The 25,983-nt window shown below is 68.9% G+C and carries 29 protein-coding genes, 1 tRNA gene and 1 riboswitch; of the genes, 15 read left to right on the top strand and 15 right to left on the bottom strand.

Translation table 11 applies throughout. The features are described from left to right. Nucleotides 1–39 precede the first annotated feature (39 nt). From MKK63_RS08900 to MKK63_RS08890, 3 genes are all read left to right on the top strand, one after another. On the top strand, nt 40–930 hold the full coding sequence (locus tag MKK63_RS08900; RefSeq protein WP_244000767.1) for a F0F1 ATP synthase subunit gamma: 891 nt from the start codon (nt 40–42) through the stop codon (nt 928–930). 42 nt (nt 931–972) lie between these two features. After that, on the top strand, nt 973–2,430 hold the full coding sequence (gene atpD, locus MKK63_RS08895; RefSeq protein ID WP_243917010.1) for a F0F1 ATP synthase subunit beta: 1,458 nt from the start codon (nt 973–975) through the stop codon (nt 2,428–2,430). A 151-nt stretch (nt 2,431–2,581) separates the two neighbouring features. Beyond that, nucleotides 2,582–2,983 carry a F0F1 ATP synthase subunit epsilon gene (locus MKK63_RS08890; RefSeq protein WP_244000765.1) on the top strand — a complete coding sequence of 134 codons (402 nt, stop codon included), beginning with the start codon at nt 2,582–2,584 and terminating at the stop codon, nt 2,981–2,983. A 94-nt stretch (nt 2,984–3,077) separates the two neighbouring features. On the opposite strand, the gene MKK63_RS08885 is transcribed toward MKK63_RS08890, so the two are convergent. From MKK63_RS08885 to hrpB, 7 genes are all read right to left on the bottom strand, one after another. Further along, nucleotides 3,078–4,319 (bottom strand): CCA tRNA nucleotidyltransferase, encoded by a 1,242-nt coding sequence (locus MKK63_RS08885; RefSeq protein WP_244000763.1) that lies wholly within the window; start codon nt 4,317–4,319, stop codon nt 3,078–3,080. Further along, complete coding sequence (locus MKK63_RS08880) at nt 4,316–4,573, bottom strand: DUF6111 family protein (RefSeq protein WP_244000761.1); 258 nt, start codon at nt 4,571–4,573, stop codon at nt 4,316–4,318. Before MKK63_RS08880 ends, MKK63_RS08885 begins: the two co-directional genes overlap by 4 nt. Nucleotides 4,574–4,585: 12 nt before the next feature. Next, entirely contained in the window at nt 4,586–5,257 is a 672-nt protein-coding gene (locus MKK63_RS08875; protein ID WP_244000759.1) for a CoA pyrophosphatase, read from the bottom strand. Next, entirely contained in the window at nt 5,254–5,832 is a 579-nt protein-coding gene (locus MKK63_RS08870; RefSeq protein WP_244000757.1) for a DUF1285 domain-containing protein, read from the bottom strand. The genes MKK63_RS08875 and MKK63_RS08870 overlap by 4 nt, the downstream gene beginning before the upstream one ends. An 87-nt stretch (nt 5,833–5,919) precedes the next feature. Further along, complete coding sequence (locus MKK63_RS08865) at nt 5,920–7,143, bottom strand: SMP-30/gluconolactonase/LRE family protein (RefSeq protein ID WP_244000754.1); 1,224 nt, start codon at nt 7,141–7,143, stop codon at nt 5,920–5,922. A 77-nt stretch (nt 7,144–7,220) separates the two neighbouring features. After that, on the bottom strand, nt 7,221–7,646 hold the full coding sequence (locus MKK63_RS08860; RefSeq protein WP_244000752.1) for a PaaI family thioesterase: 426 nt from the start codon (nt 7,644–7,646) through the stop codon (nt 7,221–7,223). 45 nt (nt 7,647–7,691) lie between these two features. Then, nucleotides 7,692–10,145, bottom strand: a complete 2,454-nt coding sequence (hrpB, locus tag MKK63_RS08855) for an ATP-dependent helicase HrpB (protein ID WP_244000750.1) — start codon at nt 10,143–10,145, stop codon at nt 7,692–7,694. 156 nt (nt 10,146–10,301) lie between these two features. Here hrpB and MKK63_RS08850 point away from each other — a divergent pair, with 156 nt between their 5' ends. The 4 genes from MKK63_RS08850 (at nt 10,302) to MKK63_RS08835 (ending at nt 12,697) form a co-directional block, all read left to right on the top strand. Then, nucleotides 10,302–10,940, top strand: a complete 639-nt coding sequence (locus MKK63_RS08850) for a carboxymuconolactone decarboxylase family protein (RefSeq protein WP_244000748.1) — start codon at nt 10,302–10,304, stop codon at nt 10,938–10,940. Between the two features lie 148 nt (nt 10,941–11,088). Then, a complete protein-coding gene (locus tag MKK63_RS08845) occupies nt 11,089–11,322 on the top strand; it encodes a hypothetical protein (protein ID WP_244000746.1) in 234 nt (77 codons plus the stop codon). Between the two features lie 105 nt (nt 11,323–11,427). After that, on the top strand, nt 11,428–11,817 hold the full coding sequence (locus MKK63_RS08840) for a hypothetical protein (RefSeq protein WP_244000744.1): 390 nt from the start codon (nt 11,428–11,430) through the stop codon (nt 11,815–11,817). 181 nt (nt 11,818–11,998) lie between these two features. Further along, on the top strand, nt 11,999–12,697 hold the full coding sequence (locus tag MKK63_RS08835) for a YoaK family protein (protein WP_244000742.1): 699 nt from the start codon (nt 11,999–12,001) through the stop codon (nt 12,695–12,697). On the opposite strand, the gene MKK63_RS08830 is transcribed toward MKK63_RS08835, so the two are convergent. From MKK63_RS08830 to MKK63_RS08815, 4 genes are all read right to left on the bottom strand, one after another. Next, nucleotides 12,687–12,935 (bottom strand): flagellar protein, encoded by a 249-nt coding sequence (locus MKK63_RS08830; protein ID WP_244000740.1) that lies wholly within the window; start codon nt 12,933–12,935, stop codon nt 12,687–12,689. The two genes, MKK63_RS08835 and MKK63_RS08830, sit on opposite strands and share 11 nt — an antisense overlap. 121 nt (nt 12,936–13,056) lie before the next feature. Further along, a tRNA-Leu gene (locus MKK63_RS08825) sits at nt 13,057–13,143 on the bottom strand. A 34-nt stretch (nt 13,144–13,177) separates the two neighbouring features. Further along, complete coding sequence (locus tag MKK63_RS08820) at nt 13,178–14,371, bottom strand: FAD-dependent monooxygenase (RefSeq protein ID WP_244000738.1); 1,194 nt, start codon at nt 14,369–14,371, stop codon at nt 13,178–13,180. Between the two features lie 13 nt (nt 14,372–14,384). After that, entirely contained in the window at nt 14,385–14,642 is a 258-nt protein-coding gene (locus MKK63_RS08815; RefSeq protein ID WP_243917062.1) for a zinc-finger domain-containing protein, read from the bottom strand. Between the two features lie 199 nt (nt 14,643–14,841). On the opposite strand from MKK63_RS08815, the gene map reads away from it, so the two are divergent. The 6 genes from map to MKK63_RS08785 all read left to right on the top strand — a co-directional run bounded on the left by map (nt 14,842) and on the right by MKK63_RS08785 (nt 20,612). Beyond that, entirely contained in the window at nt 14,842–15,669 is an 828-nt protein-coding gene (gene map / locus MKK63_RS08810) for a type I methionyl aminopeptidase (protein WP_244000736.1), read from the top strand. A 6-nt stretch (nt 15,670–15,675) separates the two neighbouring features. Beyond that, a complete protein-coding gene (radC, locus tag MKK63_RS08805; RefSeq protein ID WP_244000734.1) occupies nt 15,676–16,422 on the top strand; it encodes a RadC family protein in 747 nt (248 codons plus the stop codon). Nucleotides 16,423–16,518: 96 nt separating this feature from the next. Beyond that, nucleotides 16,519–17,958 carry a circularly permuted type 2 ATP-grasp protein gene (locus tag MKK63_RS08800; RefSeq protein WP_244000732.1) on the top strand — a complete coding sequence of 480 codons (1,440 nt, stop codon included), beginning with the start codon at nt 16,519–16,521 and terminating at the stop codon, nt 17,956–17,958. Nucleotides 17,959–18,023: 65 nt separating this feature from the next. After that, on the top strand, nt 18,024–18,971 hold the full coding sequence (locus MKK63_RS08795) for an alpha-E domain-containing protein (RefSeq protein WP_243917070.1): 948 nt from the start codon (nt 18,024–18,026) through the stop codon (nt 18,969–18,971). A 22-nt stretch (nt 18,972–18,993) separates the two neighbouring features. After that, complete coding sequence (locus tag MKK63_RS08790; protein WP_244000730.1) at nt 18,994–19,821, top strand: transglutaminase family protein; 828 nt, start codon at nt 18,994–18,996, stop codon at nt 19,819–19,821. 41 nt (nt 19,822–19,862) lie between these two features. Further along, the gene (locus tag MKK63_RS08785; protein ID WP_244000728.1) at nt 19,863–20,612 is read left to right on the top strand and encodes a peptidase; all 750 of its coding nucleotides are present in this window, start codon (nt 19,863–19,865) and stop codon (nt 20,610–20,612) included. A gap of 17 nt (nt 20,613–20,629) precedes the next feature. On the opposite strand, the gene MKK63_RS08780 is transcribed toward MKK63_RS08785, so the two are convergent. Genes MKK63_RS08780 through thiO form a run of 4 tightly spaced genes read right to left on the bottom strand, consistent with a single transcriptional unit; the run spans nt 20,630 to nt 23,488 of the window. Continuing rightward, nucleotides 20,630–21,259, bottom strand: a complete 630-nt coding sequence (locus MKK63_RS08780; RefSeq protein WP_244000726.1) for a thiamine phosphate synthase — start codon at nt 21,257–21,259, stop codon at nt 20,630–20,632. Further along, nucleotides 21,256–22,059, bottom strand: coding sequence for a thiazole synthase (locus MKK63_RS08775; RefSeq protein WP_244000724.1), 804 nt, complete (start codon nt 22,057–22,059; stop codon nt 21,256–21,258). The genes MKK63_RS08780 and MKK63_RS08775 overlap by 4 nt, the downstream gene beginning before the upstream one ends. Nucleotides 22,060–22,061: 2 nt before the next feature. Continuing rightward, nucleotides 22,062–22,274 carry a sulfur carrier protein ThiS gene (gene thiS, locus MKK63_RS08770; RefSeq protein WP_244000722.1) on the bottom strand — a complete coding sequence of 71 codons (213 nt, stop codon included), beginning with the start codon at nt 22,272–22,274 and terminating at the stop codon, nt 22,062–22,064. After that, a complete protein-coding gene (gene thiO / locus MKK63_RS08765) occupies nt 22,271–23,488 on the bottom strand; it encodes a glycine oxidase ThiO (protein ID WP_409564491.1) in 1,218 nt (405 codons plus the stop codon). The genes thiS and thiO overlap by 4 nt, the downstream gene beginning before the upstream one ends. A gap of 70 nt (nt 23,489–23,558) precedes the next feature. Then, nucleotides 23,559–23,687: riboswitch (TPP riboswitch) on the bottom strand. Between the two features lie 215 nt (nt 23,688–23,902). Here thiO and MKK63_RS08760 point away from each other — a divergent pair. Together MKK63_RS08760 and MKK63_RS08750 are read left to right on the top strand one after the other, a co-directional pair. Beyond that, nucleotides 23,903–24,412, top strand: a complete 510-nt coding sequence (locus tag MKK63_RS08760) for a TIGR02281 family clan AA aspartic protease (protein ID WP_244000720.1) — start codon at nt 23,903–23,905, stop codon at nt 24,410–24,412. Nucleotides 24,413–24,665: 253 nt separating this feature from the next. Further along, nucleotides 24,666–25,838: a glycosyltransferase gene (locus MKK63_RS08750; RefSeq protein ID WP_313901760.1), complete on the top strand. Its 1,173-nt coding sequence runs from the start codon at nt 24,666–24,668 to the stop codon at nt 25,836–25,838. The last annotated feature ends 145 nt before the right edge of the window (nt 25,839–25,983 follow it).

The following is a 25,983-nucleotide window of genomic DNA, read 5'->3' as shown; positions in this document are numbered from 1 at the left end:
GGAAGGAGAGGCCCATAGAACGGACCTGGACCTCACCCGATGGCGAGTTTGAAGGACCTGCGCAACCGCATCACCTCGGTGAAGGCGACGCAGAAGATCACCAAGGCCATGCAGATGGTCGCCGCCGCCAAGCTGCGCCGGGCGCAGATGGCTGCCGAGGCCGGCCGTCCCTTCGCCGAGAAGATGTCTCAGGTGCTGGGCAACCTCGCGGGCAATCTGGTCGGCGGCGTCGGCGCCCCGAAGCTGCTCTCCGGGACCGGTGCCGAGCAGGTCCACCTCCTGGTCGTCTGCACCGGCGACCGCGGCCTGTGCGGCGCGTTCAACTCCTCGATCGTCCGCTTGGCGGTCCGGGAACACATCCTGAAGCTCACCGCAGCGGGCAAGACCGTCAAGATCATGACGGTCGGCAAGAAGGGCAACGACCAATTGCGGCGCCTGTACCGCGATCAGATCGTCGAGAGCATGGATATCCGCGGCAACCGCCCGGTGGACTACGAATTCGCGGCCGAGATCGCCAACAAGATCCTGACGCGCTTCGAGGCCGGCGAGTTCGATGTCGCAACCCTGTTCTTTTCCGAGTTCCGGTCGGTCATCTCCCAGATTCCGACCGCGCAGCGCCTGATCCCGGCCGAGCTGCCCGCGGCCGATACCTCCGCGAAGGCCACCATCGGCAACGCCGCTCTGGAATTCGAGCCCTCCGAAGAAGCGATCCTGGAGACGCTGCTGCCGAAGAACCTGACGGTGCAGATCTACCGGGCGCTCCTGGAAAACGCCGCCTCCGAGCAGGGCGCGCGCATGAGCGCCATGGATTCGGCCACCCGCAACGCGGGCGAGATGATCAAGAAGCAGACGCTGATCTACAACCGCACGCGTCAGGCCATGATCACCAAAGAACTCATCGAGATCATCTCGGGTGCGGAAGCCCTCTAGGGCGCCGTTTCCCGACCGCACAGCTTGAAGGGTAGGTACACGATGGCGAACACCGCACTCCCCGGCGCCGGCTCCAGCAAGGTCGGCAAGATCATCCAGGTCATCGGCCCCGTGGTCGACGTCCAGTTCAGCGGCCACCTGCCCGAGATCCTGAACGCCCTGGAGACCAAGAACAACGGCGCCCGTCTCGTCCTCGAGGTGGCCCAGCAGCTCGGTGAGAGCACCGTCCGCTGCGTCGCGATGGACACGTCCGAGGGCCTGACCCGCGGCCAGGAATGCACCGATACCGGTGAGCCGATCAAGGTTCCGGTCGGCATGAACACGCTCGGCCGGATCATGAACGTCATCGGCGAGCCGATCGACGAGGCGGGTCCGGTCGTGACCGACACCTACCGCGCCATTCACCAGCCGGCCCCCTCCTACGCCGACCAGTCGACCGAGGCGCAAATTCTCGTCACCGGCATCAAGGTGGTCGACCTGCTCGCCCCCTACGCCAAGGGCGGCAAGATCGGCCTGTTCGGCGGCGCCGGCGTCGGCAAGACCGTGCTGATCATGGAGCTGATCAACAACATCGCCAAGGTGCACTCGGGCTACTCGGTGTTCGCCGGCGTGGGCGAGCGGACCCGTGAGGGCAACGATCTCTACCACGAGATGATCGAGTCCAAGGTGAACCTGGACCCGAAGGAGAATGGCGGCTCGGCCGAGGGTTCCAAGTGCGCCCTGGTGTACGGCCAGATGAACGAGTCGCCCGGCGCCCGCTCACGGGTGGCACTCACCGGCCTGACCATCGCGGAGCAGTTCCGTGACGACGGCCAGGACGTGCTGTTCTTCGTGGACAACATCTTCCGCTTCACGCAGGCGGGCTCCGAGGTGTCGGCGCTTCTCGGCCGCATCCCCTCGGCGGTGGGCTATCAGCCGACGCTGGCCACCGACATGGGCGCCCTGCAGGAGCGCATCACCACCACCAACAAGGGCTCGATCACCTCGGTGCAGGCCATCTACGTGCCGGCCGACGATCTGACCGACCCGGCGCCCGCCGCCTCCTTCGCCCACCTCGACGCGACGACCGTGCTGTCGCGCTCGATCGCCGAGAAGGGCATCTACCCGGCGGTGGATCCGCTGGACTCGACCTCGCGCATGCTCTCGCCCGCGATCCTGGGCGAGGAGCACTACGACGTCGCCCGCCGCGTCCAGCAGACCCTGCAGCGCTACAAGGCGCTTCAGGACATCATCGCGATCCTGGGCATGGATGAGCTGTCCGAGGAGGACAAGCTGACCGTGGCCCGCGCCCGCAAGATCGAGCGCTTCTTCTCGCAGCCCTTCTCGGTCGCCGAGGTGTTCACCGGCTCGCCGGGCGTGCAGGTGCCGCTGGAGGACACCATCAAGGGCTTCAAGGGCTTGGTGAACGGCGACTACGACGACCTGCCCGAGGCCGCCTTCTACATGGTCGGCACGATCGAGCAGGCTCAGGAGAAAGCCAAGAAGCTGAAGGCGGCGTAAGTGCGGGCATCCCCTCCCCCTTGTGGGGAGGGGTCAGGGGTGGGGGTGGCACAGGATTGAGCGATCCGGTTCCTTCTGTACCACCCCCACCTCCAGCTCCTCCCCGCAAGGGGGAGGAGAGCATGTTGCGGATGCGGGAAAGCTTGAGGCCATGGCCACCTTCCACTTCGATTTCGTCGGCCCCGAGCGGACGCTGTATTCTGGCGAGGTGACCGCCGTTCAGCTGCCCGGCACCGAGGGCGAGATGACCGTGATGCCGGGCCACGCGCCCGTGCTGACCTCCCTGCGGGTCGGCGTGATCGTGGTCACCGAGAGTCAGGGCAGCGGCAAACGGATCTACGTCCGCGGCGGCTTCGCCGATATCGGACCGACAGCGGTCACCGTGTTGGCCGAGCGCGCCGCGCCGATCGAGGAGCTGACCCAGGACTCGCTCGACCGCGACATCGAGGCCGTCGAGATCCAGCGCGACGCGACCGAGGATCTGCAGAAGCGCGAGGAGCTGAACGGGCAGATCGTCCAGCTCCGGGAGACCAAGGCGCTCCTGAAGCTCTGAGGCGCGACGCTCCCTTACGGGGCATCTGCATGTAGTTTTGGCTCAGTGCGCAACGTCGGATGGGGCGCCGAGCCATTGCCTTGATGCAGTAAATCTACAGCACGTGTACGCTGGCCAGTGCGGCCTCCATCAATGCCGCTCTCGCATCCGCGCCGGACGGACATCCGCGTTCCAGCCACAGACGCCGGGCAGCTGCTAAAGCGCGGCCGATCGCTGGACCCGGTGAGATCCCGGCGGCGACCAGATCAGCCCCCGCAATCGGAAATGCTGGCGGTCCACCTTCCTCCCGCAAGGCTGTGAGCGCCTGGCGCCCCGCGTCGGTTACGTCGGGCCGTGGCTCGCCTGCGAGAACCGCCAGCGTCTCCGTCACGAGAGACAGGCCATGCTCGGCCGCGCAGGCCCGGGCCGCCGCAGCGTCAACCCAGGTTCGGCCGTGGAGGCCCGCCAGCGCGGCGGCATAGGCGGTGAGCTGGCCGTGCTCCGGATTCGAGAGCCGAAAACGCTCGCGCAGGCGATCCGCATCGTGTCGTGCGCCAACCGCCAGCGCCGCCAGCCGCATCACGGGCGACAAGCCGGCTTCGGCAGCGCGCTTGAGCCGTCCCAGCTCGCCGACGCCACCGGTGATCCGCTGAAGCAGGCCGGTCCCGCTCAAGATCGATATCAACGGCGGGCCGCCGGTCGACGCCAGAAGTTTCAGGAATTCGTCGCGGATCCGTTCCCGCGAGAGCCGGCGCAGGCTGTCCCGCGCGGCCACGCAAGCGGTGAGCGCCGCCGCCTCAGGCGCCTCGCTGCCGAAGCGCGCATGGAAGCGGAAGAAGCGCAGGATCCGCAAGGCGTCTTCCCGGATCCGCGTCGCGGGATCGCCGATGAAGCGCACCCGCCCATCCTCCAGATCCGCCAACCCGCCGACCGTGTCGTGCAGCCGCCCGTCTCGGCCGAGGGACAAGGCGTTGATCGTGAAGTCGCGGCGTTCGGCGTCCCGGGCGAAATCGCTTCCGAACCGAACCACCGCATGGCGGCCGTCGGTCTCGACATCCTCGCGGAGCGTGGTGACTTCGAGCGGCCCATCTTCGGTGATCAGGGTAACGGTGCCGTGCTCGATCCCGGTCGGAACTGCCTTCAGGCCCGCTGCCCGCGCCCGCGCCATGACGATCTCCGGCCGCAGCGTGGTGGTCAGGTCGATGTCGGCGGCACCAATCCCGAGTAGGGCATCGCGGACGCAGCCGCCGACCAGCCGGGTCTCGGCGCCCGCCTCATCCAGGGCCGCGAGGGCCCGGCAGACGCCCGGGCGGTCGAGGAGTGCCACCAAGCCGCCGGAATTGAGAACCCGCTTCACCGGAAGACACCGGGGACCAGCCGCCCGTTCTCCATATGCGTCGGCACGTAGCCGCCGGCGTGGCGGTCCGAGAACAGGCCCTCGTAGACGAGCGTCGCGATCACGATGGTCAATCCGGCGAGCACGAGCCGAAAGAGGTGGGCATCCCAGTGGACGCGACGCAGCGGGTTGCGACCGGCGAGCACGAGGTAGACCAGAAACAGCGCGAAGGGGATGAGGAAGAGGCCGAACTCTTCGAGGACGCGACGCAACATGATGGTTCATCCCTACCCGGCCGAGCGGTGGATCTGGTCCGGTTCCAGATCCGGATAGAGCCGCTCGCGGAGGTTGTTCAGGATCCCGGCGGTGACGCCCCAGATCAGCCGCTCACCGAAGGTCAAAGCGTAGAAGTAGCGGGTGCGGCCCTGCCAGGCGCGGGAGCGCAGACGGTAGTGCTCCCGGTCCATCAGCACTGGCAACGGCACCTCGAACAGGTCGGCCACCTCGGCGGGGTTGGGCCGAAACGTCGCCTCCGGCGCGACGAGGCCGATCACCGGCGTGACCAGGAAACCAGTCCCCGACAGGTAGGGATCGATATAGCCGACGAGACGCACTGCGGCGGGGTCGAGGCCGATCTCTTCCTCGGCCTCGCGCAGGGCCGCGGCGGCGGGACCGGGGTCGGACGGGTCGATCTTGCCGCCCGGAAGCGCGACCTGGCCGGAATGGTCGCGCAGGTTCGCTGCCCGTTGCGTCAGGATCAGGCTCGGCCCCTCCGGCCGAAACACCACGGGCACCAGAACGGCCGCCCGACGATGCGGCGGCGGCGGGATCACGGCCGAGCCGTCCGGATCGAGATTGTGGTCCCCGCGCGGGTTGGAGGTCGGATCGTCCGGCCCAGGCGGATGCGGCGACAGGCCGGCGGCCGCGCGCGCGAGGAACTCGGCGATGGCGTCGCTCACGCGGCGGCCGGCGCGATCGGATGGAACAGGCCGCCGGCCCAGAGCCCGAGCCAGGTCTCCCCGTCGAGGGTGCCCTCCTCGGCCAGTTCCACGAGGTCGTAGGTGAGCGCCCGGGAGACGAGCGCCCACAGACCGCCCCGAACGTGGAGATAGGGCTTCAGGGCCCCGTCCGCCGCCTCCTCGAAGCGCAGGGTGTGCTCGGAATCGACCGGGACGAGGTCGTCGACATTGGTCCGGAAGCTGATGCGCCGGTCCTTGCCGGACCCGTCCACCGCCATCTCGACAGCCACGAAGGGCGCGTCCTCGACGGTGATGCCGACGCATTCAACCGGCGTTACCAGAACGATGCGCCCATCCGGCTCGCGCCGCAGGATGGTGGAGAAGAGCCGGACCAGCTTCGGCCGGCGGATCGGCGTGCCGTCGTGATACCACGTCCCATCCGCCGCGATGCGGATGTCGATGGTTCCGCAATACGGCGGGTTCCAGCGCTCCACCGGCGGCAGCCCCCGGCTCGGCAGGTCGCCGAGGGCGGCGCTGAGGCGGTTCAGGGTCGGGTCGGTCGAATCCTCGCTCATGCCCGCTACAGATAGCGTCCCGAGGGTCCGACAGCCATGGCGGGTACCGGACCGACCCAATGCGAATTTGGCCGTGCGGTCAGGGCCTCACGCGGGACCGGCACCCTGGGTGTTCACCGTCACGGCGTAGAGCGACTGGCTGGCCGCCATGAACAAGCAATTTCGCTTCGGGCCGCCGAAGGTGATGTTGCCGCAGACCTCCGGCAGGCGGATTCGCCCGATCAGTTTGCCCGCCGGGTTCCAGACCGTGACGCCGTTGTAGCCGACGGCCCGGCCCGCGTTGCTCGACGCCCAGACGTTTCCGTCGACATCGGTGCGCAAGCCATCCGGCCCGCATTTGATGCCGTCGATCACGCAATCCGCGAACAGGCGCCGGTCTGAGAGCTTGCCGCCCTCTGCAACGTTGAAGGCGTAGATCTCGCCCTTGCCGCCGGGGCCGGTATCGCCGGGGCCCTTGCCGGTCGAGCAGACATAGAGGACGCTCTGGTCGGGGGAGAAGCACAGGCCATTCGGATCCGGCACCTGCTCGTCCGTGAGCGCCCGGTCAATCCGTCCGGACGGGTCGATCCGGTAGACCGCGTTGGGGAGCTCCCGCCGGAAGGCCACGACCCCGGCCGGCTGGCCGAGGCGCGGGTTCAGATGGCCCTGCGGATTCGAGGGCCCGCCCGCCTCGTCCGGCAGGCCCTCGTAGAGCTGGCCGCCATAGGGCGGATCGGTGAACCAGTACGACCCATCCGCATGCTGGACCACGTCGTTCGGCGAATTGAACGGCTTGCCCTCGAATCGGTCGGCCAGCACCGTCGCCGAGCCGTCGAGCTCGTAGCGGACCACCCGACGGGTGGCGTGCTCGCAGGAGAGCTGCCGGCCCTGCCGGTCGAAGCTGTTGCCGTTCGAATTGTTGCTGGGCGCGCGGAAGGTGGAGACGTGCCCGTCCTCCTCCAGCCAGCGCAGCTGACGGTCGTTGGGAATGTCGCTCCACACCAGGAACCGGCCGACCGCGTTCCAGGCCGGGCCCTCGGCCCAGAGCGCCCCGGTCCAGAGGAGGCGGATCGCGCTGTTGGGCACGATGTAGGTTGCGAAGGACGGATCGACCGCCAGCACGTCGGGATCGGTGAAGTAGGTGGTGGGAGCGGCACTGGGCCGGAAGTCGCGCGGCGGGTTCGTCACCGCTCTGGGCGGTACCGGCTCAGCGGCAGCCAGGCCGACCGAGCCCAGCGCGAGGCCGAACCCGGCGAGGACCGAACGGCGCGAGGGCGGGGCAAACCCGCATGACGGCTCAGATTCGGATTGGTTTATGTCCACCTGACGCATGCGATCCCCCCGGCTCGCGTCCGCACGAGGACTCTGCGCGAACTACGTCCGAACTTGGGACGACTATCCTGCCTCCGTCAATCGGGCCGGCGCCGCAGGATTTTCCAGACCCCGTCCGCGGAGGCCAGCAGCCGGCCTTCCGCGCGCAGGTCGCCGCGCATGAAAACGAGCGAGCCGGTCCGTTTGACCACCTGCGGGTGGATGCTGATCCAGTTGCCCAGGCGGCCGACATCGATGAACTTCATCTCGAGTTGGATCGTCACGCAATTGGCGCCGTCGGCCGCCCGCATGGCAGTCTCGCCGAGTGCGCGGTCGGCGAAGCTCATCAGCATGCCGCCATGGACCACGCCGATCAGGTTGGCGTGCTTCTGCTCCGCCCGGAACGCGTAAGCCCCATCGGAGGCGCGCCGGTGCACCGGGCCGACGAGCGCGATGAAGCCTGCGTCGGCGATGGGCGCCCAACTGGCGTCGGTCGGGTCGAAGGGATCGGTCTCGGTGATCATCGTGCCGTCCGTCTGTACCGTGGCTTTGGAAACCGGCAAGGGCCGTCAGGTTCCCCGCGGCTTGACCCGGCGCGTCGGCGCCTCGGCCAGCGGATCCTCCGGCCAGGGGTGGCGGGGATAGCGCCCACGCATCTCGGCGCGCACCGCGGCCCAGGATCCGCGCCAGAAGCCCGGAAGGTCGCGGGTGATCTGGATCGGCCGTTGGGCTGGTGACAGCAAATGCAGGACGAGTGGCCGTCCGCCGGCCCTGGGGTGCCGGTCGAGGCCGAACAGCTCCTGCACCCGCACCGACAAGGTGGGTTCGTCGGCGTCGTAATTGACCGCGATGCGCGATCCGGTCGGCACCGCCACATGCGTCGGAGCCTCCGTGTCGAGGCGGGCGCGCATTTCCCAGGGCAGCAGGCCCTGAAGGGCGCCGGTGAGGTCGTCGGCGGTGACCGAGGCCAGGGACGCGCGCCCGACCAGGGCGGGGGCGAGCCACGTCTCCGCGGTCTCGGCCAAAGCTGCGTCCGACAGGTCGGGCCACACGCCGCCCTCCGCGGCGTGCAGGAAGCGTATCCGGGCGCGCCACTGCGACAAGGCCGGCGTCCAGGGGAGCCGCTCGATCCCCAGCGCCACGATACCCCGGGCCAGGATCGTCGCGCTGGCGAGGTCGGCCGGGACTGGCAGCGGTTTGGCGCCGAGACTGATGGCGCCGAGCCGCCGCACCGCCCGGGCCCGGAGGGCGGCGGATTGGGGGTCGAAGGTGATCTCGGTGCGCGCTTCGATCCTGTCGGCGAACAGCGCCTCGATGGTCGTCGCCTCGATCGCCGCCGCGGCCAAAATGCGGGCGTTGCCGGCCGAACCCACGAGGTCAGCGACGACGCAATAGGGTTCCTGGGCGAGCGGGCTCGCCGGGTCGAGGCGGCCCGCCCGGCCGCTCGCCATCACGAACTCGCCGTCGCGGCCCCGCGCCCGCGCCACCCGGTCCGGATAGGCGAGCGCCAAAAGGTGGCCGGCTGTTGACGGGCCTGTATCCGGGCCGCCCCGCGCGATCCGCGCCCAGCCCTCGGCGAGCCGGCGCATGTCCGCGGCCCGGCCGCCCCGGTCGCGGCGGAACCGCTCGACCCGCGCGTCGAGATCAACCGTGTCGCCGCCCAGGCCGCGCTCGACCAGCACGGCTGCGAGGTCGGCGGCGGCCTGGGCCTTCCCGGACCGCGCCGCGACCGTCACCATCCGGGCCAGTCGCGGCGGGAGTGGCAGGGCGCGCAGGCGTGCGCCGGTTTCGGTGAGCCGTCCATCCGGATCGAGGGCGGCCAGCTCGGCCAGCAGGGTGCGAGCCTCGGCCAGCGCGGGAGCGGGCGGCGGGTCGAGGAAGGCGAGTGTCCGCGGGTCGGCGAGGCCCCAGGCGGCGCAATCGAGGAGCAGGCCTGCCAGATCGGCCGACAGGATCTCCGGCCGCGAGAACGGTTCGAGGGCGTTGGTGCCGGCCTCCGACCAGAGCCGCCAGCACAGGCCCGGCTCGGTGCGGCCGGCGCGGCCCCGCCGCTGATCCACGGAGGCCCGGGAGGCGCGCGCGGTCACGAGCCGCGTCAGGCCGAGGCCGGGCTCGTAGACCGGCACCCGTGCGAGCCCGGAATCGATCACGATCCGGACGCCTTCGATGGTCAGCGAGGTCTCGGCGATGCTGGTGGCCAGCACAACCTTGCGGGTCCCACGCGGCGCGGGGGCGACGGCCCGGTCCTGTTCGGCCGGCGGGAGGGCGCCGTAGAGCGGGGCCAGCACCACGCCGGGATCGACGCGCCCGGTCAGCAGGTCGGCGGTCCGGCGTATCTCCGCCTGTCCGGGCAGGAACACCAGCACCGAGCCCGGATCCGCCCGGAGGGCGCGCATCGTGACCTCGGCCACGGCCTCCTCGATCCGCCGGTTCGGATCGCGCTCGACGTAGCGGGTCTCCACCGGGAAGGCGCGACCCTCCGACGTGACGACCGGGGCGTCGTTCATCAGCCGCGCGACCCGGGCGCCGTCGAGTGTCGCCGACATGACGAGGAGACGCAGATCCTCGCGCAGGCCGCCCTGTGCGTCCAGCGCCAGGGCGAGGCCGAGATCGGCGTCGAGGGAGCGCTCGTGGAACTCGTCGAACAGCACCGCGCCGATGCCGGACAGTTCCGGATCGTCGAGGATCATCCGCGTGAACACGCCCTCAGTCACCACTTCGATCCGGGTCCGGGCCGTGATCTTCGAGCCGAGCCGCACCCGCAGGCCGACCGTGCCGCCGACCGGCTCGCCCAGTGTCTGCGCCATGCGGGCCGCCGCGGCCCGGGCCGCGAGCCGGCGCGGCTCCAGCAGAATGATCTTACGGCCGTCGAGCCAGGGCGCGTCGAGCAGATCGAGCGGTACGCGCGTGGTCTTGCCGGCCCCCGGCGGCGCCACCAGTACGCCGGCGTTGCGTGCGGCGAGGGCTGCGCGCAGGGCGGGCAGCGCCGCCTCGATCGGCAATGCAGTCTGGAGATCGGGCATCGGTGCCGCTGATGACGCGGAGCGCCGCCGCGCGCAACAGCCCCGCCATCCGGTGACGGCAAGCGGCGTTCGATACCGATCCGGCCGCCGGGTACTGGCCTCCGCGCCGGCCAACCGCGAAGCTGGGGCGAATTTAAGATAATCGGGAGTGAAACGATGCGCTTTCGCCGGACCGTCCTGGCCCTGGCCGCCCTACCCCTCGCTGCCTTGCCCCTCGCGCTCGGCGCTGCCCACGCGCAGGACAGGCTGCCCACGATCCCGCCGCAGGATTACACGCCCGAGCAGAAGCAGGCGGCCGAATCCTTCGCGCAGGCCCGTGGCAAGCCGCCCTTCGGCCCGTTCGAGCCGCTGATGTACTCGCCGGAGGTCATGACGCTGGCGCGCTCGATGGGCGACTACCTGCGCTTCAAGCCCAAGGTCGGCACCACCCTGTCGGAACTGGTGATCCTGATGACGGCGCGGCGCTGGACCCAGGATTACGAATGGTACGTCCACGCCCCGATCGCCGAGAAGGCGGGGATCTCGGCCGAAATCATCGGGGCGATCCGCGATGGGCGCCGGCCGGCCCGGATGAGCGACGACGAGACGATCGTGTACGATTTCACCTCCGAGTTGCAGGACACCAAGCGCGTCTCCGACGCCACCTTCGCCCGAGCCGAGGCCCGCTTCGGCAAGCCGGCGCTCGTCGATCTCGCGGCGATCTCGGGCTACTACACGCTGCTCGCCATGGAGCTGAACGCGGCTCGCAATGCGATCCCCAAGGACGGCCAACCCCTGCCGCGATTGCCGGACTGAGCCGTCCTATCCACAGACCTCAGGGAGGTGAAACCGCGTTGTCCACAGGCTATGGCGATCGCCGACGGGGCTGACGCCGGCGCGTTGACGAAACGTTAACCTTTATGGCTTGTTCTCTTTCTGTTCCCAGCGCGAGGAGGAGAACACGATGCGGATTGCAGCCGATGCCGTGCGCGACGATCACGCCTGTCCCGTCGAGGCGATCAGCAGCGCCTATCTCGGCTTCGCGGGTGGCGATGCCGAAATCGCGCTGCGCTGCGCGATCGCCGACGCATTGTCCGACCTCATGGAGGCCGAGCGACGCACCCGGGAGCGCAGCCGCTTGATCTCCAGGGGGTATGTCCGGGAGGCGCCGAACCCCGCGCGTAGTCCTGCAAGCTGAACCGTTGCTGCAAACGCAGTTCAGGCGCGATGCAGCGCGGCCGTTGCATCGTCTTCTCCACGATCCGGGACGGTTCGAACCGCCCGCTTCACTCGGAGACAGGTCATGAAACGCTTCGCTTTGCTTTCGGCCGCCGCGCTGATCGGCGTGGGCACCCTGGCCTCTTCGACCGCGGAGGCGCGCGGCGGCGGTGCCATCGCGGCCGGCATCATCGGCGGCCTTGCGGCCGGCGCCCTGATCGGCGCCGCGACCCAGGCCCATGCGGCCCCCGCCTACGAGTATGACGAGGGCTACGGCGGCTACGGCTACCCGCCGGCGCCCGTCGTGGTCCGCCCGGCGCCGGCCTACCGCGTCTACGAGGAGGACGCACCGGTCTACGCCACCCGCCGGACCGTCACCTACGAGCGCGTGCCGGTCGGATACGACCGTCACTGGCACCATGACTGGGACGGCGGATACCGCGGCTACGGCCGTCGCGCCTATGACGGCTGGTAAGCGGATGGCTGGTGCCCAGGGCGCCGCTTGAAAGCGCTCGGCGCGGCGACAGGGCGTGCGTGCTGACGAAGGCTTCGAGCGGTTCCCGATTGCACTGTGATTGGAAACCGCTTTAAAGCGCGCTCGGCCGACGCGCCGGACGTGAATGGTCGGTTCAGCGTCCGCGCAGTAAGACGATTCGATGCTGGTCCACGAAGGCGCAACGCGCACCCCCGAAGCCGATCGGAAGCTCGGTCTGTCGCTCGCCGCTGTGGCCGGCGCGCTGAACACGGCGGGGTTCTACGCGGTCGGCCTCTATGCCTCGAACATGACCGGAAACGTCTCGGCGATCTCCGACCGGACGGGCACCGGCGATTTCGCCCTGGCCGGAGAGGCGCTGCTGCTCGTCCTGCTGTTCGTGCTGGGCTCGGCCACCTCGACGCTGCTGATCCGACACCGCCGCCGCAGCTCCGTGCGCGGTTCCCACGCGTACAGCGTCTGCGCGGAGGCGTTCTGCCTCGTCGTCCTCGGGCTCGCGGCGCTGCCGCTCGACGAGCCAACCCGGGGCCACGCTCTCGTACTCGGCCTGAGCTTCACGATGGGCCTTCAGAACGCCGCGGTGACCAAGATTTCCGAGGCGCAAGTGCGCACCACGCACGTCACCGGGATGGTCACCGATATCGGTATCGAGCTCGCGCGCTGGCTCGATCGCGGCGCGCCCGATCGCGTGCCGCTGAAGCGCTACGATCCGGTGCGGCTGCAGCTCCACCTGCTGACGGTCGGGTCGTTCCTCGCGGGCGGGCTGGTGGGCGTCATCGCCTACCGCGCCGTGGGCGTGGCGCTGCTGTTCGCGGCGGCCGCAACTTTGGCCGCCCTGGCGCTGCCGGCACTCAGGCGTTGATGTCGAGGAGCTGGCCGGTCATCCGGTTTGCGGTCCGCGCCACGGCCGCGTTCAGCGCGAAGGCGGATTTGGCACCGAGCAGCTCGACCGCCGCGCCGGACAGGTCGACGCTTGCGGCGGGTTCCAGGGACGTTCCGGAGACGGGTGCTCCGGCGGATGCGATGGTCTGGGCGGCGCTGCCAAGGCGGTCGGTGGCGCGGGCCATGCCGGTGAAGGCGGTCTGAAGGGCGTCGATCATGCGGTACCTCCGGCTGATGATTGTGCCGGACTCACGCTGCGGTTGTGTTGAGAGGATCACTCAAATGCGAGGGATCGCCGATTCCGGGGCAGATGCTTGAGGTTGTGTTCTGGGGGGATGCTGGTGCGGACGGCGGGACTCGAACCCGCACGGCCTTGCGGCCGCAAGATTTTAAGTCTCGTGCGTCTACCGGTTCCGCCACGTCCGCATCGGACCCTCGGTAGCGGCGCCCGGTCCCGCGATCAAGCCGGGGGCGTCCAGCCGTAGAGCCAAGCGTAGCGGTCGCGCATGCCGTCGGGGCCGAGCCGGCCCATCACGGCGTTGCGGGCGAGCGCCACGAGGCCCCGCGCATGGTAGGTGCGGCCGTTGGCGCGGGCTGCCTTCTGCACGCGTCGGACCCGGGCCGACCGCTCCGCCGCGTAGGCATCGAGCGCCGCCGGCACGGTCGGGTGGGCGGCGAGCGCGCGCGTCAGCACCGCGGCATCCTCGATGGCGAGCGCCGACCCCTGCGCCAGATAAGGCAGGACCGGATGCGCCGCGTCACCGAGCAACGCGAAGCGGCCGCGGGCGAGGGGGCGCGCCACCGCCCGGTCGGCCAGCGACCAGACCAGCCAGGAATCCGGCACGGCGAGGAGCTCGCGCAGCGGCTCGGCGCAGGTGCGGAAGAATTTTCGCAGCACCGCGGGCTCACCGAGCCGGCCCCAGCCCTCGTCCCCCACCGCCTCGGGCACGACCGCCACGACGTTGAGGTATTGGGCATCGCGCACCGGGTAATGCACCACATGCCGGTTCCGGCCGAGCCACAGGCCGGTCGCCGGCCCGCGTAAGGCCTCCGGCACGGCGTCGATCGGGACGAGGGCCCGCCACGCCGCCGCATGACCCGGACGGAGCGGCGCCCGATCGAGCCGGTCACGCAGGCGCGAGCGCAGCCCGTCGGCCCCGACCAGAAGATCGAAGGCCAGGTCCTGCGTGCCGCCGGTGCTCTCGGCGACGAGCCGGATCTCGGCATCCGTCTCGGTGAGGCCCGTGGCGGTACGGCCCATCATCAGGCGGATCGCCGGCCGGCCGCGCAGGGCATCGAGCAGCAGGGTCTGCAGATCGGCCCGGTGGATCACGTAGTAGGGCGCGCCGAAGCGTGCGCGCGCATCCGCGCCGAGGGCGACGCCGCCGAGGCTGCGGCCGCTGTCGAGGGCGCGGACCGCCACGCCCGGGGGCTCGCTCGCCGCCCGGTGCAAGGCCGGCGACAGGCCGAGGCCGGCGAGCACCTGGCTGGCGTTGGGCGAGATCTGGATTCCCGCCCCGACTTCGCTGAAGCCGGTGCGGCGCTCGATCACGGTGACGGCATGGCCGGCATCGGACAGCGCAAGGGCCGTCGTCAGGCCGCCGATCCCGGCCCCGACGATTCCGATCCGCAGGGCTCGATTCTCGGATGACACGGAAGCTGCGCGCCTACTCCGCCGCGACCTTGGCGTCGTCCTGCCAGACACAGGCCTGCGGATCCGCCTGGTCCGGCTTCAGGCCGGCGCGATAGCGGTACAGCGTCGAGCAGTACTGGCAGATGATCTCGGTGTCGGCGCCCATGTCGAGGAAGACGTGCGGGTGGTCGAACGGCGGCAGCGCGCCGATGCACATGAACTCCTTCACCCCCACGGCGATCACCGGGACGCCCGGCTCGTTGTGGAAGTGGGGTACCGCCTTGCCTGCCATCCGGCCCTCGCCTGACCCGCAACCGATCGCGCGGCAAATCTGCCCGCGCGCACCCGGGCGCCTCGCGGTCGCTTATGCCGCCAGCCCCGCGGCCGGCGCAAGCCTCGCCCAACCGACCGCGGTGCGCCGCTTGGCCTGCCGCGCCGGGCACCGTACATACGTCGCACGCCCGATTGATGACGCCGCGAAAAGTCTTGAGATGCAGCAGGAACAGGCCACCGCGCAGGGGACGCGCCGCGCCCCCGAGCCCCCGATCCACGGCCCGGAGGGCTTCGAAGGCATGCGCCGCGCGGGGCGCCTCACGGCCGAGGCCCTCGATCTGCTCATGGAGGCGACCCAGCCCGGCGTCACCACCGAGGCGCTCGACAAGCTCGCCTACGACTTCGCCATGGACCACGGGGCCTATCCGGCCTCGCTGCTCTATCGCGGCTATCCGAAGTCGATCTGCACCTCGATCAACCACGTGGTCTGCCACGGCATCCCCAACGACAAGCCGTTGCGCGAGGGCGACATCGTCAACCTCGACATCTGCCTGATTCTCGATGGCTGGCACGGCGATTCGAGCCGCATGGCCTATGTCGGCGAGGTGCCCCGCAAGGCGCAGCGCCTATGCGAGATCACCTACGAGGCCCTGATGCGCGGCGTCGCGGCGGTGAAGCCGGGCGGCTCCACCAACGATATCGGCCGGGCGATCCAGGCCTATGCGGAGAGTGAGCGCTGCTCGGTGGTACGCGACTTCTGCGGCCACGGCCTGGGGCGCACCTACCACGACGCGCCGACGATCCTGCACTACGTCGAGGCGAGCTACGACGTGCCGTTCAAGCCCGGCCAGTTCTTCACGGTCGAGCCGATGATCAACCTCGGCCGTCCGGCCGTGAAGGTGCTGGGCGACGGCTGGACCGCCGTCACCCGCGACCGGTCGCTCTCGGCACAGTTCGAGCACACGGTGGCAGTGACCGAGACGGGCGTGGAGATCTTCACGATCTCACCGAAGGGGCTGCACCAGCCCATCAATCCCGCCGCCTGACCGCCCATGGCGCCGTTGCCGGACGACGCCGCGGCGGGGTTGTTCGCGGAGAGCGCCGAAGCGGCTGCGCTGGGCAGGGAGGCGCCGCACTATCACGGCCACCGCGACCGGCTTCGGGAGAAGTTCGCGGCGGCGGGCAGCGATGCGCTGCCGGATTACGAGCTTCTGGAGCTGGTCCTGTTCCGGGCGATCCCCCGGCGGGACGTGAAGCCGCTCGCCAAGGCCCTGGTCGCCCGGTTCGGCAGTTTCGCCGAAGTGGTGAGCGCCGAGCCGGCGCGGCTGATGGAAGTGCCCGGTGTCAGCGCCGGCGTGGTCTCCGACCTCAAGGTGATCGAGGCGGCCGGGCGGCGACTCGCCCGGGGGGCGATCCGCGAGCGCGAACTGCTCGGCTCGTGGGGCGCGCTGCATGAATACCTGCGCGCCACCATGGCGTTCGCGCCGCGCGAGGAGTTCCGGATCCTGTTCCTCGACAAGCGCAACCACCTCATCGCCGACGAGGTGCAGGGGCGCGGCACCGTCGACCACACCCCGGTCTATCCCCGCGAGGTCGCCCGCCGCGCGCTGGAACTCTCGGCCACCGCCATCATCCTCGCCCACAACCACCCGTCCGGCGATCCGACGCCATCGGCGGCCGACGTGGCGATGACCCGCGAGATCATCGCTGTCCTGACGCCTCTGAAGATCGTCGTGCACGATCACGTCATCCTGGGGCGAAACGGACATGCCAGCTTGAAAGGTTTGAAGCTGATCTGATCCTTCGGCCGCCTTGAGCGTTAATGCGCACGCCTATAGCCGTGGCGGGATGGCGCGCCTCTTGCCTCAAGAGCAGGAGCGTAAGGGAGGAGCGGGATGGCGTTGACGGCCTTCGACGAGATGAACGGACTCGGCACCGGCGCCGCCGATCCGGCCGCCGTCCGAGACGCCTACGGCCAGCTCAAGGCGTGGCTCGATGCGACACCGCCGGAACACTTCAACACCCGACGCAGCCAGGCCGAGCTGCTGTTCCGCCGGATCGGCATCACCTTCGCGGTCTACGGCGACAACGAATCGACCGAACGCCTGATCCCGTTCGACATCATCCCGCGGGTGATCACAAAGCCGGAATGGTCGTTCCTGGAGCGCGGACTGAAGCAGCGGGTCACCGCCATCAACCTGTTCCTGAAGGATATCTACGGCGCACAGGAATGCATCAAGGCCGGCATCATCCCGGCCGACCTCGTCTATCGGAACGCCCATTACCGCATGGAGATGCGCTCGTTCCGGGTGCCGCATGACCTCTACGTCCACATCGCCGGCATCGACATCGTGCGCACCGGCGAGAACGATTTCTTCGTGCTGGAGGACAATGCCCGGATCCCCTCCGGCGTGTCCTACATGCTGGAGAACCGGGAGGTGATGCTGCGCCTGTTCCCGGACCTGTTCTCCAAGCACCGGGTCGCCCCGGTGGAGAATTATCCAGACGCCCTGCTCGCCACCCTGCGCAGCCTCGCGCCGGGAACGGCGACCCGGGACCCCACCGTCGTGCTGCTGACCCCCGGCCGCTACAACTCGGCCTTCTACGAACACTCGTTCCTGGCCGACAAGCTCGGCGTCGAACTGGTGGAGGCGTCCGACCTCTTCACCCGGGACGACGTGGTCTACATGCGCACCACCGAGGGCCCGCGGAAGGTCGACGTGATCTACCGCCGCCTCGACGACGATTTCCTGGATCCCCTGGTCTTCCGCCCGGACTCCGTGCTGGGCGTGCCCGGCCTGATGAACGCCTACGAGCGTGGTACTGTTACCTTGGCCAACGCGGTCGGGACCGGCATCTCGGACGACAAGGCGGTCTACAGCTACATGCCGGAGATCGTGAAGTTCTTCACCGGCGAGGAGCCGATCCTGCACAACGTGCCGACCTACCGCTGCCGCGAGAAGGACGCCTTCGCGTACGTGATGGACAACCTGTCCGAACTCGTCGTGAAGGAGGTCAACGGCTCGGGCGGCTACGGCATGCTGGTCGGGCCGCACGCGAGCAAGCGCGAGATCGACGATTTCGCCAAGAAGCTTAGGCACGCGCCCGACGGCTTCATCGCTCAGCCGACCCTGTCGCTCTCCACCTGCCCGACTTTCGTGGCCTCGGGCGTCGCGCCCCGCCACGTGGATCTGCGGCCGTTCGTGCTATGCGGCGCCGATCAGATCCGCATCGTGCCGGGGGGGCTGACGCGCGTGGCGCTGAAGGAAGGGTCCCTGGTGGTCAATTCCAGCCAGGGCGGTGGCACGAAGGACACTTGGGTGCTCGACGCCTGAGCCCCACGCCATCCGGACGTTCCGAGGCGCGGACATCGTGGTCCGCACGACTTGGCTGAAGACCGATGCTTTCCAGGACCGCCGACAATCTTTTCTGGCTCTCGCGCTACGTCGAGCGCGCCGATTTCGTCGCCCGCATCCTCGACGCGGCGCACCGATTCGCCTCGCTGCCGACGAGCTATGGCGGCGGCGGCACCAACGAATGGGACTCGGCTCTGGCCTCGGCCGGCGACAGGGATGCGTTCAAGGCGCATTACAGCGTGGTCAACGCCGATACGGTCTGTGATTTCCTCGCCTTCAGCCCGCACAATCCGTCCTCGATCCGCTCCTGTATCGAGGCGGCGCGCGAGAATGCCCGTTCGGTGCGCACGGCGCTCACCACCGAGATGTGGGACGCGATTAACGGCGCGTGGCTGGAACTGCGTAACTATTCGGGCAAGGAGCTCAACCGCGACGAGTTCGGCCGCTTCCTCGATTGGGTGAAGACGGTGTCGCTGACCTTTGACGGCTCGGCTTTCCGGACGATGCTGCGCAACGACGGGTTCTGGTTCACCCGGCTCGGCACCGCCATCGAGCGCGCTGACAACACTGCCCGCATTCTCGACGTGAAATACAAGATCCTGCTACCCCAGGACGAGACAGTCGGCGGCAGCCTCGACTACTTCCAGTGGACCACGATCCTACGCGAAGTCTCGGCCTTCAATGCCTACCACTGGGTGTATCGGGAGAGCGTCAAACCGCTCCTGGTGGCAGACCTGCTGATGCTCAACAAGCAGATGCCGCGTTCCTTCGCGAACTGCTACGGCGTGATCGTCGAGTATCTCGACCTGATCGCGGACGCCTATGGCCGCCGGGGACCGAGCCAGCGGCTCGCGGGCAACATGCTGGCCAAGCTCGAAGGCGAGGATATCGACCGGGTCTTCGCCTCGGGCCTGCACGAATTCGTCGAGGCCTTCGTCGCCGAGAACAATAATGTAGGCGAAGCCATCGCCAAGCAGTATCTGGTCGGCTGAAGCGAGACGGACAGGACGGCGCATGCGCATTCGCGTGGTCCACGAGACCATCTACACCTACGAGCAGCCCGCACGCGGGCTCGTGCAGGTCCTGCGCCTCACGCCCAGAGACCATGACGGGCAGTATGTCCGGACCTGGCGGATCGACACCACGGTCGACGGGCGGCTGACCGCCCGCGAGGACGGGTTCGGCAATCTCGTCCATTGGTTCACCCCGGACGAGCCGACCGACGCCCTGATCATCAAGGTGACTGGCGCGGTCGATACCGAGGACACGCAAGGGGTCGTGCGCGGGACGATCGAGCGCCTGCCGGACGCGTTCTACCTGCGCGACACGGATCTCTGCGCGACGAGCGTCGAGCTGCAGGGTTTCGCCGAGCGCGTCGCGACCAATGGGGACGCGTCGCCGCTGGCCTTGCTCCACCGCCTGATGGACGCCGTCCCCGAAGCGGTCGCGTTCGAGCCGGGCCCGGCCGCGAATGCCGTCCCGGCCGGCAAGGCCTTCACGGCGGGACGGGGCATCTGCCAGGATCTGACGCACGTCTTCATCGCGGCGGCCCGGCATATCGGCATCCCGGCGCGCTACGTGGCGGGCTACCGGGCCCGCGACGATGGCGAGGCCGCGGTCGAGGCGCCGCACGGTTGGGCCGAGACATTGGTGCCGGATCTCGGCTGGGTCGCGTTCGATCCGTGCTTCGGGATGAGCCCGTCCGACAGCTACATCCGCGTCGCCACGGGGCTCGACTATCTCGGCGCAGCGCCGATCCGCGGCAGCCGCACCGGTGGCGGCATCGAGACACTGGACGTGAAGCTTCACGTCGAGCAAGGCAGGGCCGCAATCCAATCCTGATTCCCGCGACACCGGCCCCGGCCGCACGAGAGCCCAAGACGATGACCTACTGCGTCGGTGTCCTAGTCGAGGACGGGCTCGTGATGGTCGCCGACACCCGCACCAATGCGGGGCTCGACGACATTTCGACCTATCGCAAGCTGCATCACTTCAACGTCCCGGGCGAGCGGGTGATGATGCTGGCCTCGGCCGGCAACCTGTCGATCACCCAATCGGTACTGAGCCTCCTGCAGGAGGGCGTTCCCGGCGAGGACGATGAGCCGCCGCAGCGACTCGTCGAGGCACCGACGATGTTCCAAGCGGCGCAACTGATCGGGCGCGCGATCCGCCGTGTCCGCATGATCGAGAAGGACGGCTTCGAGGCAGCCAATATCCGGTTTTCGATCTCGCTGCTGTTCGGCGGCCAGATCGGTACCGGCGAGATGCGGCTGTACCTGATCTACTCGGCCGGCAATTTCATCGAGTGCAGCATGGACGCGCCGTTCCTCCAGATCGGCGAGCACAAATACGGCAAGCCGATCCTCGACCGGGCAGTGACCTACCGGACCGACCTGTACGACGCCTTGAAGGTGAGCCTTGTCTCGATGGATTCGACCATGCGTTCGAATCTCGGGGTGGGATTGCCGATCGACATCGCGGTGGCGCGCCGGAACGCCCTCGACCCGGAGGTGAACCACCGGATCGAGGCCGGCGAGGGGTATTTTCACGATCTGCGCGAGCGTTGGTCGGCGGCACTCCGGGCCGCGCACCGGGCGATCCCGCGGCCGCCGTACGGGCCTTCGGAGAAGTAGCGGGGCGTAAGAACGGTTCAGGCGGCGTGCAGAGCCTTCAGCAAGGCCCGCGCTGCTCCAGCGGGATCCCTGGCGCGCATCACCCCGCCCATGATGGCGACGGCTGCCGCCCCAGCCCCCCGGCATGCCGCGACCGAGTCGGGCCCGATACCGCCGAGCGCCACCACCGGCAGGCCTGCTGTCCGCGCGGCGACGATGCCTTCGGGACCAAGGGCAGGTCCGTAGCCCGGCTTGCTCAAGGTCGGAAAAATCGGGCTGAGCGTCACGTAATCGGCACCGTTCCCCGCCGCCTGCGCGACCTCATGCGCTGCATGGGCCGACACACCGATCAGCGCCCCCGCTCCCAGCGCGTCACGCGCCGCCGCGATCGCCTCCGCGTCCGAGCCGCCGCCGAAATGCACGCCGTCGGCGCCGAGCGCCCGGGCCAGGGCGACATCACCGCCGACCGTCAGGACCCCGCCCGCTGTTCGGACGCGCGCCGCCACGGCCTCACCGAGCCGCCGCCGCGCCACAGGCTCCAGGTCGCGGTCGCGGAACCAGATCCAGCGCCCGCCGCCCTTTAGGATCGCTTGGACAGTCTCGGCGAGCGGCCGCGCATGGCCATGCCGGTCCGTCACCGCCAGCAGCGGCGACGGCAGTGCCCTCACGAGCCGACGAGGCCGAGCTGCGGGCTCGACGGCTCGGCCCGGCCGCGCCGCGGGATGCGCCCGGCCAAGTAAGCGTCGCGCCCGGCTGCCACGGCCCGGCCCATGGCACGAGCCATGCGCACCGGGTCGTCGGCCTTGGCGATCGCGGTGTTGATCAGGCATGCGGACGCGCCGAGCTCCATGGCGATCACCGCATCCGATGCGGTGCCGATCCCGGCATCGACCACCACGGGCACCTTGGCCCGGCGGCAGATCAGTTCGAGATTGGCCGGGTTGGCCACCCCCATCCCGGAGCCGATCAGCGAGCCCATCGGCATCACGGCGGCGCAGCCGAGATCCTCCAGGCGCTGGCAGACGATCGGGTCGTCGTTGCAATAGGGCAGGACCACGAAGCCGTCGTCCACGAGGTGGCGGCAGGCCTCCATCAACTCGACGACGTCCGGGTACAGGGTCTCGCGGTCGCCGATCACCTCGACCTTGATCCAGTTGGTGTCCAGCGCCTCGCGGGCGAGTTCGGCGGTCATGATCGCGTCACGGGCGGTCTCGCAGCCGGCCGTGTTCGGCAGGAAGCGCCTGCCCTTCAGCAGCGTCACCGTGTCCGAGCCGTGGCCCTGAAGCGAGACCCGGCGGATCGAGGCGGTCACCACCTCGGCCCAGCTCGCCGCGACGGCGTCGCGCATGATCGCCTGAGTGGGATAGCCGGCGGTACCGATGAACAATCGGGACGACAGGTTCACCCCGGCGATGGTGAAGCTGTCGGGCGTCGGATCGGGGCGCAGCGGCGTAACGCTCTGGTCCATGGTCAACCTCCCTGCATGGCGCGGACGATCTCGACGCGGTCCCCCTCGGCGACCGGGGTCTCGTCCCAGTCCCGGCGGTGGAGCACCCGACCGTTCAGCGCGATGGCGATGCCCTGCGGGCTCTCGATGCCGCTTTCCTCCGCCTCCTGGCGAAACAGGGCGTTCACGGTCCCGGCGTCGCGCTCGCGCGGCTCGCCGTTGATGAAGACCTTCATGCCGAGGCCCTCCAAGGCTCGGCCTGAACAAACCGTGCCCGGGTGAAGGGACGGGCCACCTCGGGCAGCGCGCCGTTCGTCACCAGCTCGGCTACGGCATCGGCGGTGACGGGGGCGAGCAGATAGCCGTTGCGATGATGCCCCGTGGCGGCAACCAGCCCGGGCGCCAGCGTGTCGATGATCGGCGCGTCGTCGTCCGAGGTCGGCCGGTAGCCGCTCCAGACGGCCTCCACGTCCATCTCCTCGATCCCGGGCAGGACCCGCCGCGCACCTTCGAGCAGCGCGTAGAGGCCGCCCGCGGTGACGCCGGGACGGAAGCCGCAATCCTCCACGGTCGCGCCGACGATGAGCTGGCCATCGCTCTTCGGTGCCATGTGGACCTGCTCGGTCCATACCATCCGGCCGAGCGTACCCGTCCGGCGCGTGGTGCGCAGGGCCAGGGACTGGCCCTTCAGGGGCCGCACCGGCAACGACAGGGTCTCCGGCAGCAGCCCACCCTCCCCGCTCCAGGCGCCCGAGGCCAGGATCACGGTGCCGGACCGGATGGCGTGCTCGCCGACGTGGAGTCCCGCGACGCGGACCCCCGACCAGTCGAGGGCCGTCACCGGGGCGTGCTCGATCAGGCTGACGCCGGCCCGACGGCAGGCCTCCGCCAGGGCGGCCATCACGCGGCACGGATCGACCTGATGGTCCATTGGGCAGTGAACGCCGGCGGTGATCGAGGGGCGTAGGCCGGGCTCCAGGCGCCGGACCTCGCTGCCCGAAAGCCACGTCGCGTCGAGCCCGGAGCGGCGTTGGAGATCGTAGCGGAAGCGCAGGCGCTCGACCTCGTCGCGACCGACCGCCAGGACCAGCGTGCCGTCCGGCCGGTAGTCGATCGACAGGCCCGCATCGGCCTCCAGGGCATCGCGGAAGGCCGGCCAGCGCCGGAGCGAGTCCAGGGCGAGCGGCAGCAGCGGATCGGAGCCGGGTTCGTGCTCGGCGGCCGGCGCCAGCATTCCGGTGGCCGCCAGGCTCGCACCCGCGCCGATCGTCTCGCGTTCCAGTACGGTCACGGAATGGCCGGCCCGGGCGAGCCGCCATGCGATCGACAGGCCGATCAGTCCGCCGCCGACGATCGCGATGTCGGTGGTGTCAGGAAGATGGACCTGCTCACGTGCGCCCGCAGGGCCGCGGCGTTGTCCGATCGGTGACGGGGGGCGGTCCAGGGACACGCGTCTCTCCACAGGGTTCGGTCGTGGAGATCGGGCCAAGTGCTTCGGTAAGAAGCTGTGGCCTGCCTTTCGGGCGGCCGCGGTCCAATCCCTACGCCGGTATGAGCCGGATCAGGTTCAAAGGATTTCCGCGCCGCAGGTCCTGACGGACGTGCCAGCGGTTTCTCAGCCCCTTGCCGGGGATCTCCCTGGAACACGCATAGATTTGGTCGCCCGCTTGCCGCCGGTCAACCCCGCCGCCGGGGCGACGACCGGTCTTCGGGCGAAAACAACCGGGTTCCGGTCATGGTCCGGACACCACGCCGCGCGGAAACGGCACCCCACGGCACCGGCGTCAGGTCCCGCGCACGATCCCTTCATGGCTCCGGGGTCTCATCGCCCAACGGCTGCACCCCCACCCACAGGCTGACCCGCGTGCGCACAATCCTGCTCGTCTGCACACTCGGCTTCCTGGGTGTCACGGCTGCGCAGAAGCTGCGAGAGGGCCTGCGCCCGGTGACGGCCGCCCTGCTGGTCGCGTCCCAGCCGAAGCCGGCCCTCGAAGCCGTCGTGACGTCGGGCGTCGCGCTTAAGGCTGGCCGCAACGGCCATTTCTTCGTCCATGCCCTGCTGGACGGCCGTACGCTGCCGATGATGGTGGATACCTGTGCGAGCGCCTGCGCGTTCTCCGAGGAGGATGCGGCGCGCATCGGGATCCGGGTCGGTCCCGCGGATTTCACGCGCGTCTGGAACACGGCGAACGGTCGGGTCCGGGTCGCACCGATCCGGATCGCGGTGGTGCAGATCGGTTCGATCACGGTGCGGGACGTGGAGGCGGTGGTGATCCCGCGGGGGCTCCTCGCGACCAGCCTGCTGGGGATGTCGTTCCTCGGGCGCCTGCGCGAGTTCAGCGTTGCCGGCAGCACGATGACGCTCCGGGGCTAACCGACCGGGCGCTGTGTTCACGTCGCTTCCCGCCTGCATTGGTACGAAGATGCGTATGGTATGCAGCTAAGAAAAACGCACTCGGTTGCAATCTATAGGTCTATGACTGGTTTAAGCGATTCAATCGTCTTTATTTTATAAGTATAAGCAACATCTTAATCGTACCCTCTGGTCGTTTTGCGCGCCTGACGCATCATGTTATGTCCGCGGTCAATTGCGGTCGAGCATCGAAATCGACGTGCGGGACAGTTCGATGACGAAAAAAGCAGGCCCGACGATCTGTCTGTCGATGATCGTCACGGATGAGGCCCACGTTGTCCGTCGATGTCTGGATTCGGTTCGGCCGATCATCGATCATTGGATCATCGTGGATACCGGATCCTCGGACGGGACCCAGGACATCATCCGCACGGCGATGGCCGATATACCGGGCGCCCTCGTCGCGCGGCCCTGGGTCGATTTCGCTACGAACCGAAACGAGGCCCTGAAGCTCGCACGCCGCCACGCGGATTACGTTCTGATCATCGACGCCGATGACACGTTGATCATCCCGGACAACTTCACGATGCCGAAGCTGTCCCAGCCCGGATACCGGTTCGAGATCATCGATACGCAGACGCGGTACTGGCGCAATCAGCTCGTCAGCAGCAGGAAGGATTGGCGCTATCGGGGCGTCCTGCACGAGTTCCTCTCCTGCCCGGGCGTCGAGCGAATGCCGATCCTCCCCCTGGCGATGCGCCGGGGTGATGACGGGGCCCGTCACCGCGACAAGACGGCGGATGCACGTGACATCGCCCTCCTCGAAGGGGCCCTGGCGGGCGAGACGGATTCCTTCATGGTCGCGCGATACACGATGTATCTCGGCAGCACCTATGATGCAGCCGGTGAATACCGGAAGGCGTTCGACTGTTTTCTGAAGCGGGCCGATCTGGGCGGTTGGGACGAAGAAATCTATTTCAGCCTGCTGATGGCCGCGGTGAATGCGGAGCGCGTGGGCGAGCCCGACGACAGGGTGTTGCAGCTCTACGACCGCGCGATCCTCATCCGCCCGGCACGGGCGGAGGCCCGCCATGGGGCCAGTCGGTTATGCAGGCAGAAGAAGCGGTTTGCGGACGGCTATCGCTACGCCGAGGCGGGCCTCGCGCTGGAGCTTCCGAGCGAGGGCATATCGTTGAATCCATGGGTCTATGACTACGGATTGCTCGATGAGTTCGCCGTCAACGCCTTCCACATCGGCCAATACGGCGCCTGCGGATACGCCTGCCTGAAGATCCTCGGGCGACCCGACGTCCCAAGGGACTTCTTTGCCCGCGCCTGTACGATGGCCCGGGAGGTGACGGAGAAGATGGTCGATCCGGTCTGGGGTCTTCAGCCAACCCCTTACAGGTCGGCGTTCGAGCCGGAGTGGGAGAGATTGAGAGCTTAGAGCCGTGCCCGATCGCGTTGCTCACGGTACACGACACAGTGGCGGCGGGCGGCGCGCCGTGGTGGACTGAGGGATTCCTCGCCAAAGGGATCCCCCCATGTCCGCTTGTCTGCGCACCGCCCTGATCGAGAGCCTATCGGCGCAT

The organism is Methylobacterium sp. J-088 (genome assembly GCF_022829295.1).
Classification (GTDB): domain Bacteria; phylum Pseudomonadota; class Alphaproteobacteria; order Rhizobiales; family Beijerinckiaceae; genus Methylobacterium.
The sequence above is the reverse complement of the archived record's forward strand: the minus strand, read 5'-3'. Positions and strand labels throughout refer to the sequence as shown.